A 16330-nucleotide genomic window follows, 5' to 3' on the forward strand; every position below is an offset into this window, starting at 1 on the left:
GGTGACGGCAATAGAAACAGTGCAGCATGAAGGCAACGTAATCCGGCTTGTGCCTTTGACGGCGGAGCATAAACCTGAGCTTACCAAGGTGCTGCACAATCCGCTAATTTGGGAATACACCTGGAGACGGATTAGCTCTGAGGAAGAGGCAGGACAACTAGTGGATGCGGCTCTGGCGAATCAGGCAGCAGGCAAGGATATGCCCTATGTGATGGTGGAGCAGGCATCCGGCCGAATCTTAGGGACTACGAGGTTAATGCATCTGGATCGTACGCATCGTAATGCAGAGATCGGCTGCACCTGGATCTCAACGGATTACTGGAGAACAGCGGTGAATACGGAGTCGAAGCTGCTTTTGCTGCAATACGCCTTCGAGGTGCTGGGGCTGATCCGGGTAGACTTCTCCATTGTCAGTGACAATCTTCGCTCGCGGCGGGCCATTGAGCGGATTGGAGCGGCCTTGGAGGGCGTTCTGCGCAAGCACCGGATCACCGCTGACGGTACGGTTATGGACAATGTGCTGTACAGTATTATTGATGAGGAATGGCCTGCGGTGAAGCAGAATCTGCTATATCTAGTGAATGAGAAGTACAATTAGTAGAGAGATCTTATCCCCGCAAAAACGCCACTTTTTGCAGCGTAACGGACTCCGGCGACCTTATAGTCTCGCTATGAGACGTTTCGGAGCTGAAGTGCAAAGGATAAGGCCTGTGGAGTCCGTTACTCGCCCCATTGGTGACTTTCTTTCCAAATAAGAGTACCTCAGTCCGTTACGCTAAGCCAAACGCTCTGAAGAACAACGCCTTCTTGGAAAAAATGTAATTTGAAGGGGGAATACGTCTGATCCACGATTTTAAATCTGATAAGGTACTAGCGTTATACTGTGAATTCGTGCCATAACATAGAGGAGTCCTAACAAGGGCTCCTCTATTCATTTTGCAAATAGCCATATCTATGAAACATTGTTATAATAGAAAGACATGAGAATAGAAACATACATTCCCATTATTTCGGGGTCCTGAGCATTAACAAACTGTCTATAACTGTGTATGTTCCGGCCCAACCTTCACCCTGCGGTGCAGATTTGGGTTTATGTTATGTTGTAGGGAAATTATGAAGTGATGGCGAGGTTGGCAAGAGCATGAACTGGAATGATTTCGGAGAACGGAACAAGCGGCTGAACCCCTTATGGAGTCTGGGCGCAGGCATGAATCTGGGTGAGCTGCAGCCGTATAAGGAAATGATTGCGCTTAGTGTGCTGCTGCAGGTCTATTATCTGGAGCTGGAATCGAATGAACAGCGGGCAAGGGAGGATCTGGTGGATCTGGCCTGGAGCTCGCTGGAACGCTTCGGCATAGCGAAGCTGGGCAGCCCGGAATCGGTCGAACGGCTGGTAGACGGACTGCTGTGGAGCGGCAGCGGCGGGGATTTCGAGGCCCATTATTACGATGACCATACCCGGCAGATCGGGGTTCAGAAGTACAAGTATTTCACTGTGGATGAGGATGCTACACGTATCAGCTGGGAAGAGAACGGGACGACCATCTACCGGCTCTCCGAGTATGCGATGGAGCTGATCTTCATGAGCCACGAGATTATCGATGAGTTCCAGGTCAGCATCAAGCTGCTGGAGATTCAGATGCACATCAAGCATGGACGGGTTACCCGGGCGATGCAGGATGTGAATGAGCTGATCTCCCGCGTGCGCAAAATGACCCAGCAGCAGCAGGAATACCGCAATGCCTTGCGCCGTAATCCGAAGCATATCTTCAGCGAATACGGCACCCAGCGGCATGAGCGGCTGGAGGAGATCCACCAGCAATTTGACGAGGAACGCAAGCATTTCGATAATATCCACCGTTCGCTGGCCCGGCTGGCTAATGACGAGAAGGATGTCATTGATTTCAATGAGCTGCGTCAGCTCTCCGAGCGGGTGGAGCTGTCCCGGCGGGTGCATGATGAGCTGGCCGAGGTCGTGCTGAGCATTTTCGAAGCAGAGACGAATCTGCGGCTGAACTTCCCGGAGTTATTCTGGGGAGCAGCAGGCTTCAACTTCCGCACCCATGTGTGGGAGGAATGGGTGAAGCCCGAAGGGCTGCGGGATGGGGATAGCCTGGAGACGCTGATCAGCGGGCTGTTCTCGCCCAGCCAGGATTTCATCTATCCGCTGGCCTGGGCCTGGGAAGAGCAGGAGGCCGGCTTCTTGCCGGAGGATACGCAGGATGCGCCGGAGGAAGCCGGGGAAGAAGAGGACATCCATTATGTGCCCAGAGGTATTCCCTGGACCGAGGTATGCGAGCTATGGCTGCCGGTTATAGCCGGAGTGACTGCGCAAGGCAGCTTCACCTTCACTGCGGAGGCGTTCACGGAGCAGGAGCAGCGGCGCTGGGCGGATTGCCCGGATGCCGTGGATTTGTGGGTGCAATTTTTCCATACCGTAATTACTGTCGAGGAGCAGGAAGCGGAGGGCCATGGCGTGGCGGACGAATGCCAGAAGCTGCTTCAGCGGCTGATGCTGGACCACCCGGAGCTGGAAGTGCTGCGCGGCGCAAGGCTGCGGACCACCATCTCTTCACAGCAGCAGGGCAGCATCCGTATCCCCGGCCTTGAGATCAGCCCTTATACCATTACTATTGTAGAGAAGTGAGATGATTCGGATATGAGTTATTCCCTAGAGCAAGTTCAGCAGGCTTCCAGGCTGTTCTTCGACCTGCTTCGGCGCAAGGTGATTCCGCTGGATGATCCCGCTGCGGCCGAATGTCTGCAGGATACCGCCGCTTATGATGCCCTGCAATATGTAGCCAAAGAAGCCGGCTGCCGGATTATGAATTCCGGTCACCGCCTGCACCTGCTCGTGAGTCCGATCGGCTCCGGGTTCGCCAGCAACTTCACTCAGCTGCGTAATAAATATTCACGGATTGAGCGCAAGACGCATTTACATATCATTAACGTTATTATCCTCGTCTTCCTGGCGGAGATGGATCAGGATGAGCAGCACTTCAAGCCGGGACAGGACAGCATGTCCTATATTCAGTTGTCAGATCAGGTATCCGAGCTGTTCCAAGGCTGGATCGGCATGGATGAAGACGGCAGCTTCAGCAAGCAGTGGCGGCTGGATATCCAGGCCATGCACAGAGTGTGGACCAGCCTCTATATGCAGACCCGCAGCCAGGAGGAGGGGGATTCGCTGACCCGCGGCGCAGGCTCCCGGATTGGTCTCATTCACGAAGGAATGAAGCTGCTGGAGGAGGAGCATCTGGTGTTCATTTCGGAGAATGAGAAGCGGATTTTCCCAAGGGAAGAGCTGTACGAGCGGATGCGTTATCTCTATCACGATGTGGACCGGTACAAAGAGCTGAAGGCTCTGGTTGGCCGGACACTCAGCGAACAGGAGGGTGAAGCCCATGCCGCGCATTGAGCGGATCCGCATCGCCGGACTCAAATACGAGAAGATGCTGAAGAAATATGAGGATATGATCCTCGATCTGTGTAATGAAGAGGGCCCGGCCAATACCCTGATTACGCTGATGAACGGCGGGGGGAAGGGCGTGCTGCTGCAGTCGATTTTCCAGTTGCTGATGCCTAGAGCCGCTTGGGGTAAGGATAATGAGAACCAGGTCGAAGCCTTCTTCCACAATCACAAAAAACAGCTGAAGCCCTACACCTTCCACGTGGCTATCGAATGGCGGCTTGACGATAAGGAACGGACGGAGTATATCACCACCGGGATCGCGATGACCGCCCAGCATTCCATGGACCAGCTTGAGATCAAAGTCGATTATCTGCTGTACGCGCTGCTGAAATATGAAGAGACGGCTGAGCTTACACTCTCCACCCTGCCTTTGTATGATCATGAGCTGAATACGCCCGCGAGCTTCGAAGCGGTTCAGCAGTTTGTGCGGGAACGGCGGGGTGAGATTAATGTCTACGGCAGCAGCAGCTCCGATCTGAAGAAATATTATGCCTATCTGGCTGACCATGATATCCATATCGATGAATGGCGCAATATGCGCAGAATCAACGGGGAAGAGGGCGGCATCAAGGGCTATTTCCAGAAAAATGATGCCTTCACCAATCATAATCTCTTCGAGCGGCTGATTATTCCAGAGATCGGTTCCAGTCTGGGAGGGAGCCTGCGCGAGGATGAAGGCTCGCTTCAGCGGATGTTCGTGGATACCGCTACAGTTGCACAGCGGCTGCCGATGCTGGAGCAGCGCGAGCGGGCTTTTGCCGAGTTCACCTCTCTTGCGGCTCCTTTGTATGAAGCGGTGAAGCTCGGAACGGAGGCGGATCTCAGCTTCCGGGAGACCGAACGGCTCGGAGCCCAGCTCTATACCGTTATTCATGATGAACTGAAGCAGGCGGAAGACAAGCGCCGCAGAACAGCGGATGAGCTGGCTGGACATTATCTGGAAGCGAAGACGCTCAGATTCGAGAGCGATAATCTGAAGTACCTGCGGCTGAAGGAAGAGCATGACGGCAAACAGGAGCATTTCAGAGCCGTCTCAGACAATCAGACACGGGCCAAGCAGCGTCTGGAAGAATCGAAGCAGAGGGAGAAGTCGCTGGAGGTCGCCCATTATCTGGCCCGGCGCAAGCTGCAGCTTCGTCAGATGGAGCAGTGGCAGAAGGAGATTGAAGCCATCGAAGGGTCGCTTGCGATGAAGGAGCGCCAAGAGGTGATTCAAGGGGCCAAGCAGGAGCTGCGGATACAGTGGGAGCAGGTATACCGGTTATGGCAGGCGAAGAGTCTCTTCTACAGCGCGCAGCAGCAGTCTCATGTAGCGGAAGAGCAGATTCTGCGCAAGGGCAGGGAGGAGCTGCTGCTGGAGCTTGGCAGACTGGATGGGAAGCTGCAGGAATTAACAGCCTTGATCCGTCAGTATACAGAGGATCTGGGTGTGTTCGCTTCCCGCCACGGGCAGGAAGCTGCCCACTCACCGGGAGCCGCCCTTCAGCGCGCGCTGATTGCAGCCAGAGGGCTGACTGAGCAGATAGAGGCCTTGAATGAACAGCGCAAGACCGCTGAGGACCAGAAGCTGTTACTGCATACGCAGCATACCCGGCTGGCCGAGAAGCTGCTGGGGGCCGAGGTTCAGGCAGAGGAGCTAACCGGGCGAATCGAAGCCCAGATGAACAAGGAGTCGCAGCTCTGGTCACAGCTCGTAGTGCTGCTGGAGATGTACGAGGAGCATCAGCTGCTTGGCGCGACAGCTCTATTCGAAGCGAAGCCTCTAATCCAGGAGCGGTTCATCCGCAGGCTGGAGGATACCGAGCAGCAGACGAAGCGGCTGCGGCGGGATTATTATCAGCAGCAGCTGGATGTCGAGCTGCAGCAGGAAGCCTACTGGCTGCCTAACCATGATATCGTAACGGTGAAGGATGCGCTGGATGCCCTCAAGATTAGTTCCATGACGGGCACCATGTATCTGAACGATCAGCCTTATCTGGTCCGCGAGGAGGAGCTGGAACGCCACCCGCTGCTTCCTTACGGCCTGATTGTCACGAAGCGTGAAGCGGCTAAGCTGCAGCCGGAGCTGCTTAAGGAGCTTCTGCTTAAGGCTCCGGTCCCGATCTTCGTGCGCGAGGAGATGGCGGAGGGCGGTACAGACGCCTTCCTGCTGCTGGCGCATCAAGGGCCGCAGATGGTGTTGCAGCCAGATCATTTCCAGGAGTGGAAGCGGGGGATGGCCTCCAGACTCCGTGAGCAGGAGGAGGAGCTTCAGGCGCAGGAAGCGTATCTTGCCAAGCTGAGATCCGCCCGGCAGGAATATGAACGTCTCCATCAGGGCGAGCATACTGCAAGTCTGCGGGTCAGACAGAAGAGTGCGGAGACCCTGCTGCAGGAGATTCGCAGCCAGCTGAATGAAATGAACGCAGAACAGACACGCTATGAGGAGGTTCTGGATGGAATTTCCAGAGACCTGTCAGCCTGCGAAGCGGATAAGTCCGAGCAGGAGACCCGGGAGGCGGCGCTGCGGGAGTGGAGTGAGCGGAGCCGGAAGTACGAGCAGAACTATACAGACAAGCACAAGTCTGTGGAGCAGAAGAATAATCTCAGCAAAGAGATTGCAGTGAAGGACCAGCAGCTCGCCCGGCTGAAGGCGGAGATGGACAGCCTCGCCTTACAGCGCGAGAAATGGATCGGAGATGCCCGTTATTCCGTGTTCCCGCGGCTGCAGAACTGGTTCCCGGACATACAGTTCCCCGGTGAGTCTGCGGGTGCGAAAGTTCAGGGTGCTGATACTGAGACGGATGCTAAGGCAGATGAAGCTGCTGCCGATGAAGTACTGAATGAGACGGTGCAGGACAAGCTGCTGCAGCTGCTCAGTACAGCCGAGAGTCTTCAGCAGTCGTTAAGCCAGAATGAGCTGGAGATCCGCACAAGAACAGCCCAGATCAAGGCGGCCAGAGAACAGCTGGCCGAGCTGGAAGCTGCTGTGCAGCAGGTAGATGCCGGATGGCAGTCTGCCTCTGAGCCGCAGGAGTCACCGGATATGATTCAGTCCGCCAGAGTCCGCCAGAAGAGTGACACGATGATTCTGGACGAGGACTATCAACAGCTCCGTGATTCCTTCATCCGCTGCCAGACCGAGCTTGACAGCCTGCGCAAAGAGCTGGGCAAGTCCGAAAAGGCGATTAAGGAGAAGCATGAGCGGACGGTAGAGCTATGGCATGAGCCGCTGGAACAGAAGGAGGAAGAGATCAGTCAGCGGATCCGGGAGAATGAGCATTTGCTGAATACCAGTAAGCAGGCGCTGGCTTCCATGGATCAATGGCTGCTCATTCTCGGCAATCAGAGCCGGATCATGGATACCCATGTCGAGCACCGTGTGCCGCTCCGGGAGGTGCCGGAAGAATTGCAGCTGAGTGTGCGGGAGAGCTGCGAGACGCTGGTGGAGGATTGGCTGCAGCGCAGCAAGGAGAGCCGCAGCCAGCGGGCAGAGGTCTCCCGCAAGGTGAAGGAAGAGAAGACTGAGCTGAGCGGCAAGGTGGCCAAGTCCGGCTGGAATGCGGAGCTTGAGACGAAGATTCAGGAACGCCTGAACAATGTTCACTGGGATGATTTCGCAATCGCCTTGCAGGTACTGGATTCCATGCTTCAGAGCTCGCGTGATCAGATGGAGAGCATCCGCAGCGATAAAGAGGATATGGAGCTGTCCCGCAAGCTGTGGGTAGGCCGGGCAGCCAAACGTGTGGTGCAGATCGTTGATATTCTGAAGCGGATGGAACGCCGGATGATCATTCACAATGAGAACGGCCATGCCTTCCCGCTGGTTAAGCTGAATTACAAGAATATTAATGTTCCACGGACGACCGATGACATCGAGCCGCTGGTCAGCGAGTATTTCAACCGCTGCATCAGCAGCCTGCTGGAGCGATTCCCGAAGATGGAGCAGGTTCCGGCTTCAGCCGTCAGAGAGCTGATTAACGATGGACGCATAGTATACGCGGCGCTGCAGAACCGCTTCCCGGTGTTGCAGGTGTATAAGCCGGTGACGGAGAATTACTTCCTGTATGCCGCTCCCGAGGACTATCATTATTCCGATTGGGAGGTTATCAACCGCGGCGCGCTGGATGAGGCGGTGGGCAGCGGCGGACAGCGCCAGTCTGTTCAGCTGCTGGTGGCGATGATGATTATGACGCACAAGCGTGTTAACCGTGAAAATAAAGGCTGGACGGTCTTCCTGTACGATAACCCGTTCGGAGAGATGGTCTCAAATAATGTGCTTGATCCGGTCTTCGAGATTTCGAAGGCGCTGAAGTTCCAGTGGCTGATCGTCACGCCGCCGGAGCTGGTCAAGAATGATGTCAGCATCCGCTTCGGCGTGTACTGGCAGCTGTATTTTGGCGGAGATAAAGGGGATGCTCTGGATTCGACCCTGATCAAAGGCGGCCGCAAGCTGATCCCTGCTTCATTATTCTAGTTAATTCAACAAATCCATTAGACAGGTGGTAGTGTGATTATGATGAACTTAAAATCGGCAACGAAATTAGCTAACGGGGTAGAAATGCCATGGTTCGGGCTTGGTGTCTTCAAGGTACAAGAGGGCCAGGAGGTTATTGATTCGGTCAAAGCAGCCATTAAGGCGGGTTACCGGAGTATCGATACCGCATCCGTGTACGGAAATGAAGAAGGAGTCGGGCAGGCTATCCGCGAGTCGGGAGTAGCGCGTGAGGAGCTGTTCATCACCACCAAGGTATGGAATACGGAACAGGGCTATGATTCTACGCTGGCCGCATTTGACCAGAGCTTAAGCAAGCTGGGACTGGATTATGCCGATCTCTATCTGGTACACTGGCCGATCCGGGCTAAGTACAAAGACACCTGGCGCGCCCTTGAGAAGCTGTATGCAGACGGCAAAGTCCGCGCCATTGGGGTGTCCAATTTCCAGATCGATCATCTGGAGGATCTGCTTACTGTGGCCAAGGTGAAGCCGATGGTCAACCAGGTGGAGCTGCATCCGCTGCTTAACCAGCAAGAGCTTCGTGAGTATTGCAAGGCGCAGGGCATTCAAATTGAAGCCTGGGCCCCGCTGGCCCAAGGGCATCTGCTGGACAATGAGGTATTGGCCGATATTGCAGCGCATCATAACAAAACGCTGCCGCAGGTCATCCTGCGCTGGGATCTGCAGAACGGAATCGTGACGATTCCGAAGTCGGTCAAGGCGGAGCGGATTATTGCGAATGCCGATATTTTTGACTTCGAGCTGTCGGAAGAGGAGATCAGCCGGATCAATGGCCTGAACCGCGATCAGCGCTTCGGCTCCCACCCGGACCGGTTCAATAACGAGTAAGCCCCGGCAGACTCTTTTGAATAATTACTAGATTCGGACATACACATAAGAGAGATGGAACTACAAGTCCATCCCGTGCGTAACCGATATAGTAATAGAAGAGATACGAGAAGCCGGAGGGGATTTAATGAAGCGTGCAAGAATACTGCAAACACTGCTGACCGGTATGCTGATCATGATGCTGCTGCCGTTCATTCCGGGGAAGGCAGAGGCGGCAGTGCCGGCTCATTCGGAAGCCTTTTATGTGAATGACTTTGCGAACGTGATTGATGAGAAGACCGAGAACTACATGGTCAACTATGGGGTGAAGCTCTATCAGGAGACCGGGGCGCAGGTAGTGCTGGTTACGGTGAATTCAACGAACGGCGTATCTATGGAGAAATATGCAACCTCGCTGTTCAATTCATGGGGAGTCGGCTCGGCGGACAAGAATAATGGACTTCTGCTGCTGCTCTCCATTAAGGACGATGATTACTGGGCCGTTCCCGGCAAAGGACTGGAGAAGGAACTGAACAGTGGTGTAATCTCGAAGATTCTCTCTGCATCGCTGGAGCCGGACTTCGCAGCCAAGAAGTACAGCGCAGGTGCTAATAAAACCTATGGCGACTTCATTCAGAAGCTCGGCGGAAGCTACTCGGAAACGCTTGGCACCCGCAGCTATGTCTCGGACAATGCCGGAATTTTCCCACAAGTTACCAAGGATTATCTGAACCAGTCCAGCAACCGTTACGCGGCTACTACCGGGAGCGGAATCTATGTGGTAACGGTTAAGAATACCGGCGGCAAGAGCCTGCAGGATTATACCTATGCGAAGTTCGCCGGGGTGGCTGCCGGACCCAGAGATGTGATGCTGGTGCTGGATATCGGCGGGGATAACTATCATGTGCTACAAGGCAAGTCGATCGATAGAGTGCTGACGAATGAGCGGATCAGCGGGATTCTGAATACGGTGCTGGAGCCTAAATTTGCGGCAAAAGATTACGCAGGCGGCGTGGTGGGGACGGCGAATGCTTTCTACAGCTTCTTCCTGGCCCGGGCGGATGCTGCTTCGGGACAAGCCGCAGGTAGTTCTGCATCCACAGCAGCCTCCACCGTCAGCAAAGCGCCTGTGGCAGCGAAAGAACCTGTGGAGCTGGTGCCCGTCTCCAGATCCAAGGGGATGGCGATTGCCGGAATATTCCTGGTTCTTGTTGCGCTAATCAGTCTCGCAGCCAGCTCACGCAACCGTTATGTTGCCCGTTACGGGATACGGATCAATCCGCATAGCCCGCGCAATATCCGGCGTTATGGCGCCTGGACCGGCCAGCCCGGCTATGGCTACAGCCAGCGAAGAAGATACCGGCGGCCGCACCACCACTCTTCCTCGGGAAGCAGCTCCAGCAGCTTCTGGGGCAGTAACTCCGGGGGCGGCGGTTCTTCGAGTGGCGGGGGAGCGGGGCGGTACTCCTCCTCTCATAGAGAATCGAACAGTGGAGGAGGGGGTTCTTCCAGCGGTGGCGGCTCTGGCCGGCACTCCTCTGGCTCTTCCGGTGGTGGAGGCAACTCCGGCGGAGGCGGCAGTGCAAGCAGCGGTGGCGGTGTAGGCAGAAACCGGTGAGAATGGCACTCTAAGCCTGAAGTGCAACGCTCACAGAATGGACAAATAGGGGAAGCCGTGCAGGGATGCGCGGCTTTTTTTCAAAAGCACAGTCAACTGGAAAGGAATGATTGACTTTATGAGTATTTCTATAACGGTCCGCCGGATGAAGTCCGAGGACATTACAGGGATACATGAAGGGCTGGCTCCGCATGATGTCAGCAAACCTTTAGAGTATATTGAACAATGCTGGGAAGAGAACGAAGGGGGAAAGCGGCTTACGCTCGTAGCCCTGCGTGAGAATGAGTTTGCTGGCTGGGGACATATCGTCTATAGCTCTCACTACCCTTATTTTGCCGAGAATCACATTCCTGAGATCCAGAATCTTGATGTGATTCCTCCTATGCGCAAGTGCGGCATCGGCAGTGTGTTGATGGACGAACTCGAAGCAGAAGCCTTCGCCGGATTTGACACGGTTGGTATTGGTTTCGGACTGTATGACAGCTATGGTACAGCGCAAAGGCTGTACATCAAGCGGGGCTATGTCCCGGATGGCCGGGGACTTATGTATGACAACCTGCCCGCAGTTCCTGGAAGCCAGGTTCGGGTGGATGATGAGCTCACGCTATACTTGACAAAATCAAGATAGCGCACGAATTACCATTACTACAGCGGCAGTCAGGGGTGTTAGCCCGGGCTGCCTCTGTTTGGTTTCTTTAGCTTTCAGCATCATAGCGTGCTAAGAATTCAGGAACCAATTTATGATTTGTCATCAGCGCCACCGATTCATTTTCTAATTCCTCAGCCAGCTCATCGTCGGTCATGGATACAAAGAAGGTAATGTCCTCTTTGGTTTGATTATATTTTGTGAAGATATCGTCCTTGGTTTCGTTAACAACCTTGGCAATGATTTTGACCATTTCATCTTTATATTGGTATACATTATCCTGTGCATATAAAAAACGGCTGATATGATTGAAATGCGAATGCTCGCCATATTGAAATTCGGAAATTCCCCATTTGTAATAGAGCTCTGTTTCAGCATCTTCACATAACCCTTCACTTGTCATATCGGCAATATGTCTGGCAAGGGATTGCTCTGTATTGACAGCAAGGAACAGAGTGACAAAGTCGCTATCCGTCCCTACTGCGCAGACATACACCTTCTCATGTGCTGTTTCCTCTAAAATCGCTTCAAGGTCAGCCACAAAGTCCTCGCGAATCCGTTGTTCAAATTCAGTTAGAAAAGCGTTCATGATAACCCTCCTTAAATTATGTTTAGGTTGACTTCACTTATAGAATAGTAGCGTAGGCTATAGGTACGCAAGCTCCGGCCTTTATTTCCGGTTAGCGTCCGTCAGCGCATTCTCCCGGATCGTATTCAACTCCTCCGCACTGAATAGTCCGCTTCTGTACAAATTAACGAACTCGTCCGACACACTCTGGTCAAAAATAATCATATCATCCGTGTTCACCGTGACTTTGACGCCATAATCATAGAGCTTGCGGATGGGATGTGACGCATAATTGGCCACCCTGGAGAGCAGAACATTGCTGGTGGGGCAGATGTTAAGCTGGATGTGATGATCGGCAAGCCACTTCATCGTCTCTGGAGATTGCGCTGCTGCGATGCCATGCTGAACCTGATCCAGCTCCAGTTCCTCCACCGCCTGTTTTACCAGATCGGATGTGCCGAACTCGCCTACATGCGCCTTGAGAATCAGTCCCCTTGCCTTCGCCATGCGGAACACCTGCTTAAACCCCGGAACGGCAAACTCATCACCAAAAATATCGAGGGATTTAAAATAGTTATACTCCAGATATTCTTCGAGCATCTCAATGGTTTCTTGAAGCGGCGTATGGGTGAGAAATGCAAGCTCCGGGACAAAATGAATCTCTGGTGCAAACCGCTCGTGAATGCCCTGAATGGTATGGATCAATTCTGCTATAGAATGGTCGAACCACGCTTCCTCTCCTATAGTTACACTCATATGCAGCAATTGGACGCCGTCTGTCTTCGCTTGGACAAAAGCTGCCTCAATCCGCTTCTCATACCCGATCCGCCCAGTCAGCAAAGGCTTGATATAGCGGGCATTCCACCGGTTCATCTCCCCAAGATCCGTAAATATGGGACATTCCGGTACAGCCGTACCGCACCAAGCTGTGATGTAACGTTTGTTGCCTCCCCTGGTGATATGGTTGTGCAGATCTCCTTTGGGCACTTGCCGGATATTCTCTTGACTGTTCTGTTCCAAGGCTGCGATGAATAGCTGTTTCAAGCCGCTGTCCTCCTAGGTTTTAATTGGTCCGGCCTGGACTTATGTTAATCAGTTTACAGTTTTTGGACAGAGTTAAACAAACTGAAACTTTTAAATCCGGAATTTCGTCTATCATGGAAGTTGTGAGTTTGTAGACTTAACCATTATCAGTATGTTAGGGAGGATTTCAGAAGTGAGCTCTTTACCACAACGTTCTACTGTCCGCAAGAAGAAGAAGCCAGCGCCCAAGCGCAAGAAAAGAGGTTTCTTCCGTACACTCTTCAGGGTGTTCATGGTCTGTTTCATTCTGGTTATAGCAGCCGGAGGCTGGCTCTATTTCGCACCGTCGGCCAAGAATACGCGCTTCCTGATCGCAGATACGCTGATTACGACTCAACACCGGCATTGGGCCAAATATATTATCGGCGAAGAAGAGCTGAAGCACCGCGTCAGCGATTATACCAAGCGCTTCGAGGAGATGGGCGACGAGGTAGACACCCATGAGATCAAGCCTGAGCCTGTAAAGGAAGCGGAGCATACACCACTGGTCCAGGTTGAAGAGGTTTCGGGCAGCGGCTATAGCGGCTATGTCATGATTGTGAACGACCCCAAGAAGGTGCGCCTGGGTGTGCCGAGCAAAATCGGCTCCGGGGAAAAGGTATCCAGCATGGTGCAGCGGACGGGGGCTATCGCCGGGGTGAACGGCGGCGGCTTCGCCGATCCGAACTGGAAGGGCAACGGCTTCAAGCCGATCGGGCTGGTGATCTCGCAAGGGAAGCTGTTCTACAATGGATTGGGCGGCAAGAAGTCCACTCAGATTGTCGGCATTGATAAAGAAGGTAAAATGGTCGCCGGTAACTACACTCTGGATCAGCTCAGCAAGATGGGGGTGCAGGAGGCGGTTTCTTTTCAGCCGCGGATTATCGTGAACGGGAAAGGCCAGATCAAGAATGCCGCCGAAGGCTGGGGCATCGCGCCAAGAACAGCTATGGGTCAACGGGCAGACGGTGCGCTCATCTTCGTAGTCATTGACGGGCGGCAGCCGGGCTACAGTATCGGGGCGAACCTGTATGATGTGCAGCAGATTATGCTGAAGCATGGGGCGGTCATCGCGGCCAATCTGGACGGGGGATCTTCGACAGTGCTGGTGAAGGACAATGAGATTGTCAACAAGCCCTCTTCGCAGTATGGGGAGCGTTACTTGCCAACGGCATTCCTGGTATTCGATGACCCTGAGAACGCGAAGATCAAGAATATCTGGGAAGGGCTGGACCCGGCCAAAATCGACGCAGGCAAGAAGCGCACCCAGTAACATCCGCCAGGCCACCTGCTTCAATAATCTATAGTAGATCAGACGCGGCAGGTGTGCTAGGATAACAAGTAAATTCTTATTTTGATGAACCTGCCAGGTGAAGTCCTTGATCGGAGGGGGAAAAGTTTGACTTTGCAGCAGCTCCGCTATGCGATTGAGATTGCGAACAGCGGCTCTATGAATGAAGCGGCCAAACGGCTATTTGTGTCACAGCCCAGCCTCTCGAATGCTATCAAGGAGCTGGAGAACGAGCTGGGCATTACGATTTTTGAACGGAATAACCGGGGAATCAGCATCTCGGCGGAAGGTATGGAATTCCTGGGCTACGCCCGGCAGATTATTGAGCAGACCGAATTCATGGAGAACCGCTATACCGGCAAGAAGCGCAGCCCGATCTATTTCTCGGTATCTACACAGCATTATGCGTTTGTTACGGATGCTTTTGTGAAGCTGATGAAGGAGAGCAAGGTGCAGGAATACAATTTCAGCCTGAGAGAGACGCAGACCTATGAGATCATCGAGGATGTGCGTACCCTGCGCAGCGACATCGGGATTCTGTATATCAACGAGAGCAACTACAAGATCATGAACAAGCTGTTCAGTGACGGGAACCTGAAGTTTACCCCGCTGTTCAATACGAATCCGCATGTCTATGTGCGGGCAGGGCATGTGTTGGCTGCAAAAGAGTGGATCACGGCGGAGGACATTCATCCGTATCCTTACATTACTTTTGAGCAGGGGGACAACAATTCGCTGCATTTCTCGGAAGAGATGCTTAGCTTCACACAGATTGAGAAGAATATTAAGGTGACCGACCGGGCCACGCTGACTCATTTGCTGCTCGGAAGCGATTCGTATACTGTGGGGACCGGGATTATGGCCTCTGAGCTGGATGATGCGGGGCTGATCACGATTCCTTTTGACAGCAAGGAAGTGTTCTCTGTCGGCTGGATCGCCCACAAGGACCGCAAACCGAGTGAAATTATGTCTACATATATCGATATTCTGAATGATCTGGTGTCGGGTAATGCTTTCGAGCTTGAATCTTTCTTATTATAAGAGCAGGAGGGACGTATGAGCAGTCCAGTGATCGGATCGACAAGAAACGCACCGCCCTTCCGCTACGACATTGTCGGGAGCTTCCTGCGTACAGAGGAGATCAAGAATGCGCGCAGCCTATATGCGGAAGGTGAACTAACTGAGGGACAACTGCAGGAAATTGAGACTGTGGAGATTCGGAAGCTGCTGGAGCAGGAGAAGGCGCTTGGGCTGCATGCGGTCACAGACGGCGAATTCCGCCGTTCCTGGTGGCATCTGGACTTCTTCCTGGGGATCGAGGGTACTGGAAAGATCACTCTTGGCGGTACTCCCGGCGCTACCAAAGAACAGGTGAACCGCGCCGAGAGCTTCAGGATTACCGGTAAAATCGCCTTCGGGGACCATCCTATGGTCGCGGAATTCCGCAGCTTGCAGCAGATGGCCGGAGAGACCATGGCCAAAATGACGATTCCTTCCCCCTCTTTGTTCCATTTCGTGCAGGAGTATAACGGCAACGAGATTTATTCCGATACCGAAGCGCTGTATGGGGATATCATTCAGGTGTACCGGACGGCGATTCAGGCCTTCTATGATGCCGGTTGCCGTTATCTGCAGCTGGACGATACCACCTGGGGGACGCTGTGCAGCGGTCGTCATCGTGCACATCTGCGCAGCAGGGGCGTTGACCCGGATCAGCTGGCAAAAGACTACGTCCGGCTGATCAACGAGAGCATTGCCGGCCGCCCGGCGGACATGACCATTGCCCTGCATGTATGCCGGGGCAATCTCCGCTCGACCTGGTTCGCCGCCGGAGGGTACGGGCCGGTCGCCGAGGAGCTGTTCTCGAATACGAACGTGGACGCGTTCTTCCTCGAATACGACAATGAACGCTCCGGCGACTTCGAGCCGCTGCGCTTCATCCGGGACCAGTTCGTGGTGCTGGGACTGGTGACCACCAAGCATGGCGGTCTGGAGAGCAAAGAGCAGCTCATCGCGCGTATCGAAGAAGCAGCACAGTACGTAGACATCAACAAGCTTTGCCTCAGCACACAATGCGGCTTCGCCTCTTCGGAGGAAGGCAACATTTTGACGGAAGAAGAGCAGTGGGATAAGCTGCGGCTGGTGATTGAGACGGCGAATGAGGTTTGGGTGTAGCGCTCAATGGATCGGGATTAATTGGTGTGAATTGGGGAGGATTGCCGTGGATGGCAATCCTCCTTTTTGCGGAGATTGCTAGGCAGCGGGCTGTGCCGGATCATAGGTGGATTTCCTCCACTTGCTGATGAATGAACGGACTTTGCCGGGACAGCAGTTGGATAAACGACACTTAATTTCTCCCATATTCCGC

The 16330-nt window shown here is 53.7% G+C and carries 12 protein-coding genes; 10 read left to right on the forward strand and 2 right to left on the reverse strand.

Going from position 1 to position 16330, the window contains the following annotated elements; translation table 11 throughout:
- Position 1 precedes the first annotated feature (1 nt).
- The 7 genes from NSS83_RS01905 to NSS83_RS01935 all read left to right on the forward strand — a co-directional run bounded on the left by NSS83_RS01905 (position 2) and on the right by NSS83_RS01935 (position 11023).
- On the forward strand, positions 2–598 hold the full coding sequence (locus NSS83_RS01905) for a GNAT family N-acetyltransferase (protein WP_341186016.1): 597 nt from the start codon (positions 2–4) through the stop codon (positions 596–598).
- Between the two features lie 543 nt (positions 599–1141).
- Positions 1142–2647, forward strand: a complete 1506-nt coding sequence (locus NSS83_RS01910; RefSeq protein ID WP_341186015.1) for a hypothetical protein — start codon at positions 1142–1144, stop codon at positions 2645–2647.
- 12 nt (positions 2648–2659) lie between these two features.
- Entirely contained in the window at positions 2660–3418 is a 759-nt protein-coding gene (locus NSS83_RS01915; protein WP_339256527.1) for a DUF6063 family protein, read from the forward strand.
- Entirely contained in the window at positions 3405–7928 is a 4524-nt protein-coding gene (locus tag NSS83_RS01920; RefSeq protein WP_341347557.1) for a hypothetical protein, read from the forward strand. The genes NSS83_RS01915 and NSS83_RS01920 overlap by 14 nt, the downstream gene beginning before the upstream one ends.
- A 36-nt stretch (positions 7929–7964) precedes the next feature.
- Positions 7965–8798, forward strand: coding sequence for an aldo/keto reductase (locus NSS83_RS01925; protein ID WP_341186811.1), 834 nt, complete (start codon positions 7965–7967; stop codon positions 8796–8798).
- A gap of 127 nt (positions 8799–8925) precedes the next feature.
- The gene (locus NSS83_RS01930; protein ID WP_341186012.1) at positions 8926–10395 is read left to right on the forward strand and encodes a TPM domain-containing protein; all 1470 of its coding nucleotides are present in this window, start codon (positions 8926–8928) and stop codon (positions 10393–10395) included.
- 118 nt (positions 10396–10513) lie between these two features.
- Entirely contained in the window at positions 10514–11023 is a 510-nt protein-coding gene (locus NSS83_RS01935) for a GNAT family N-acetyltransferase (RefSeq protein ID WP_341186011.1), read from the forward strand.
- 67 nt (positions 11024–11090) lie between these two features.
- Here NSS83_RS01935 and NSS83_RS01940 read toward each other — a convergent pair whose 3' ends face one another.
- Positions 11091–11630, reverse strand: a complete 540-nt coding sequence (locus tag NSS83_RS01940; protein WP_341186010.1) for a DUF4303 domain-containing protein — start codon at positions 11628–11630, stop codon at positions 11091–11093.
- 81 nt (positions 11631–11711) lie between these two features.
- On the reverse strand, positions 11712–12653 hold the full coding sequence (locus NSS83_RS01945) for a hypothetical protein (RefSeq protein WP_341186009.1): 942 nt from the start codon (positions 12651–12653) through the stop codon (positions 11712–11714).
- Between the two features lie 151 nt (positions 12654–12804).
- On the opposite strand from NSS83_RS01945, the gene NSS83_RS01950 reads away from it, so the two are divergent.
- The 3 genes from NSS83_RS01950 (at position 12805) to NSS83_RS01960 (ending at position 16137) form a co-directional block, all read left to right on the forward strand.
- Positions 12805–13944 carry a phosphodiester glycosidase family protein gene (locus NSS83_RS01950; protein ID WP_341186008.1) on the forward strand — a complete coding sequence of 380 codons (1140 nt, stop codon included), beginning with the start codon at positions 12805–12807 and terminating at the stop codon, positions 13942–13944.
- 126 nt (positions 13945–14070) lie between these two features.
- Positions 14071–15003, forward strand: coding sequence for a LysR family transcriptional regulator (locus NSS83_RS01955; RefSeq protein ID WP_076078080.1), 933 nt, complete (start codon positions 14071–14073; stop codon positions 15001–15003).
- Positions 15004–15018: 15 nt separating this feature from the next.
- Positions 15019–16137 carry a 5-methyltetrahydropteroyltriglutamate--homocysteine S-methyltransferase gene (locus NSS83_RS01960; RefSeq protein WP_341186007.1) on the forward strand — a complete coding sequence of 373 codons (1119 nt, stop codon included), beginning with the start codon at positions 15019–15021 and terminating at the stop codon, positions 16135–16137.
- The last annotated feature ends 193 nt before the right edge of the window (positions 16138–16330 follow it).

Origin of the sequence: Paenibacillus sp. FSL H3-0469 (assembly GCF_038051945.1) — a bacterium.
Classification (GTDB): Bacteria; Bacillota; Bacilli; order Paenibacillales; family Paenibacillaceae; genus Paenibacillus_AQ.

Bases quoted from the DNA above. Each gene is read 5' to 3' on its own strand.
- NSS83_RS01935 (WP_341186011.1), top strand. From the start codon at position 10,514: ATGAGTATTTCTATAACGGTCCGCCGGATGAAGTCCGAGGACATTACA.
- NSS83_RS01940 (WP_341186010.1), bottom strand. From the start codon at position 11,630: ATGAACGCTTTTCTAACTGAATTTGAACAACGGATTCGCGAGGACTTT.
- NSS83_RS01920 (WP_341347557.1), top strand. From the start codon at position 3,405: ATGCCGCGCATTGAGCGGATCCGCATCGCCGGACTCAAATACGAGAAG.
- NSS83_RS01915 (WP_339256527.1), top strand. From the start codon at position 2,660: ATGAGTTATTCCCTAGAGCAAGTTCAGCAGGCTTCCAGGCTGTTCTTC.
- NSS83_RS01930 (WP_341186012.1), top strand. From the start codon at position 8,926: ATGAAGCGTGCAAGAATACTGCAAACACTGCTGACCGGTATGCTGATC.
- NSS83_RS01950 (WP_341186008.1), top strand. From the start codon at position 12,805: ATGTTAGGGAGGATTTCAGAAGTGAGCTCTTTACCACAACGTTCTACT.
- NSS83_RS01960 (WP_341186007.1), top strand. From the start codon at position 15,019: ATGAGCAGTCCAGTGATCGGATCGACAAGAAACGCACCGCCCTTCCGC.
- NSS83_RS01910 (WP_341186015.1), top strand. From the start codon at position 1,142: ATGAACTGGAATGATTTCGGAGAACGGAACAAGCGGCTGAACCCCTTA.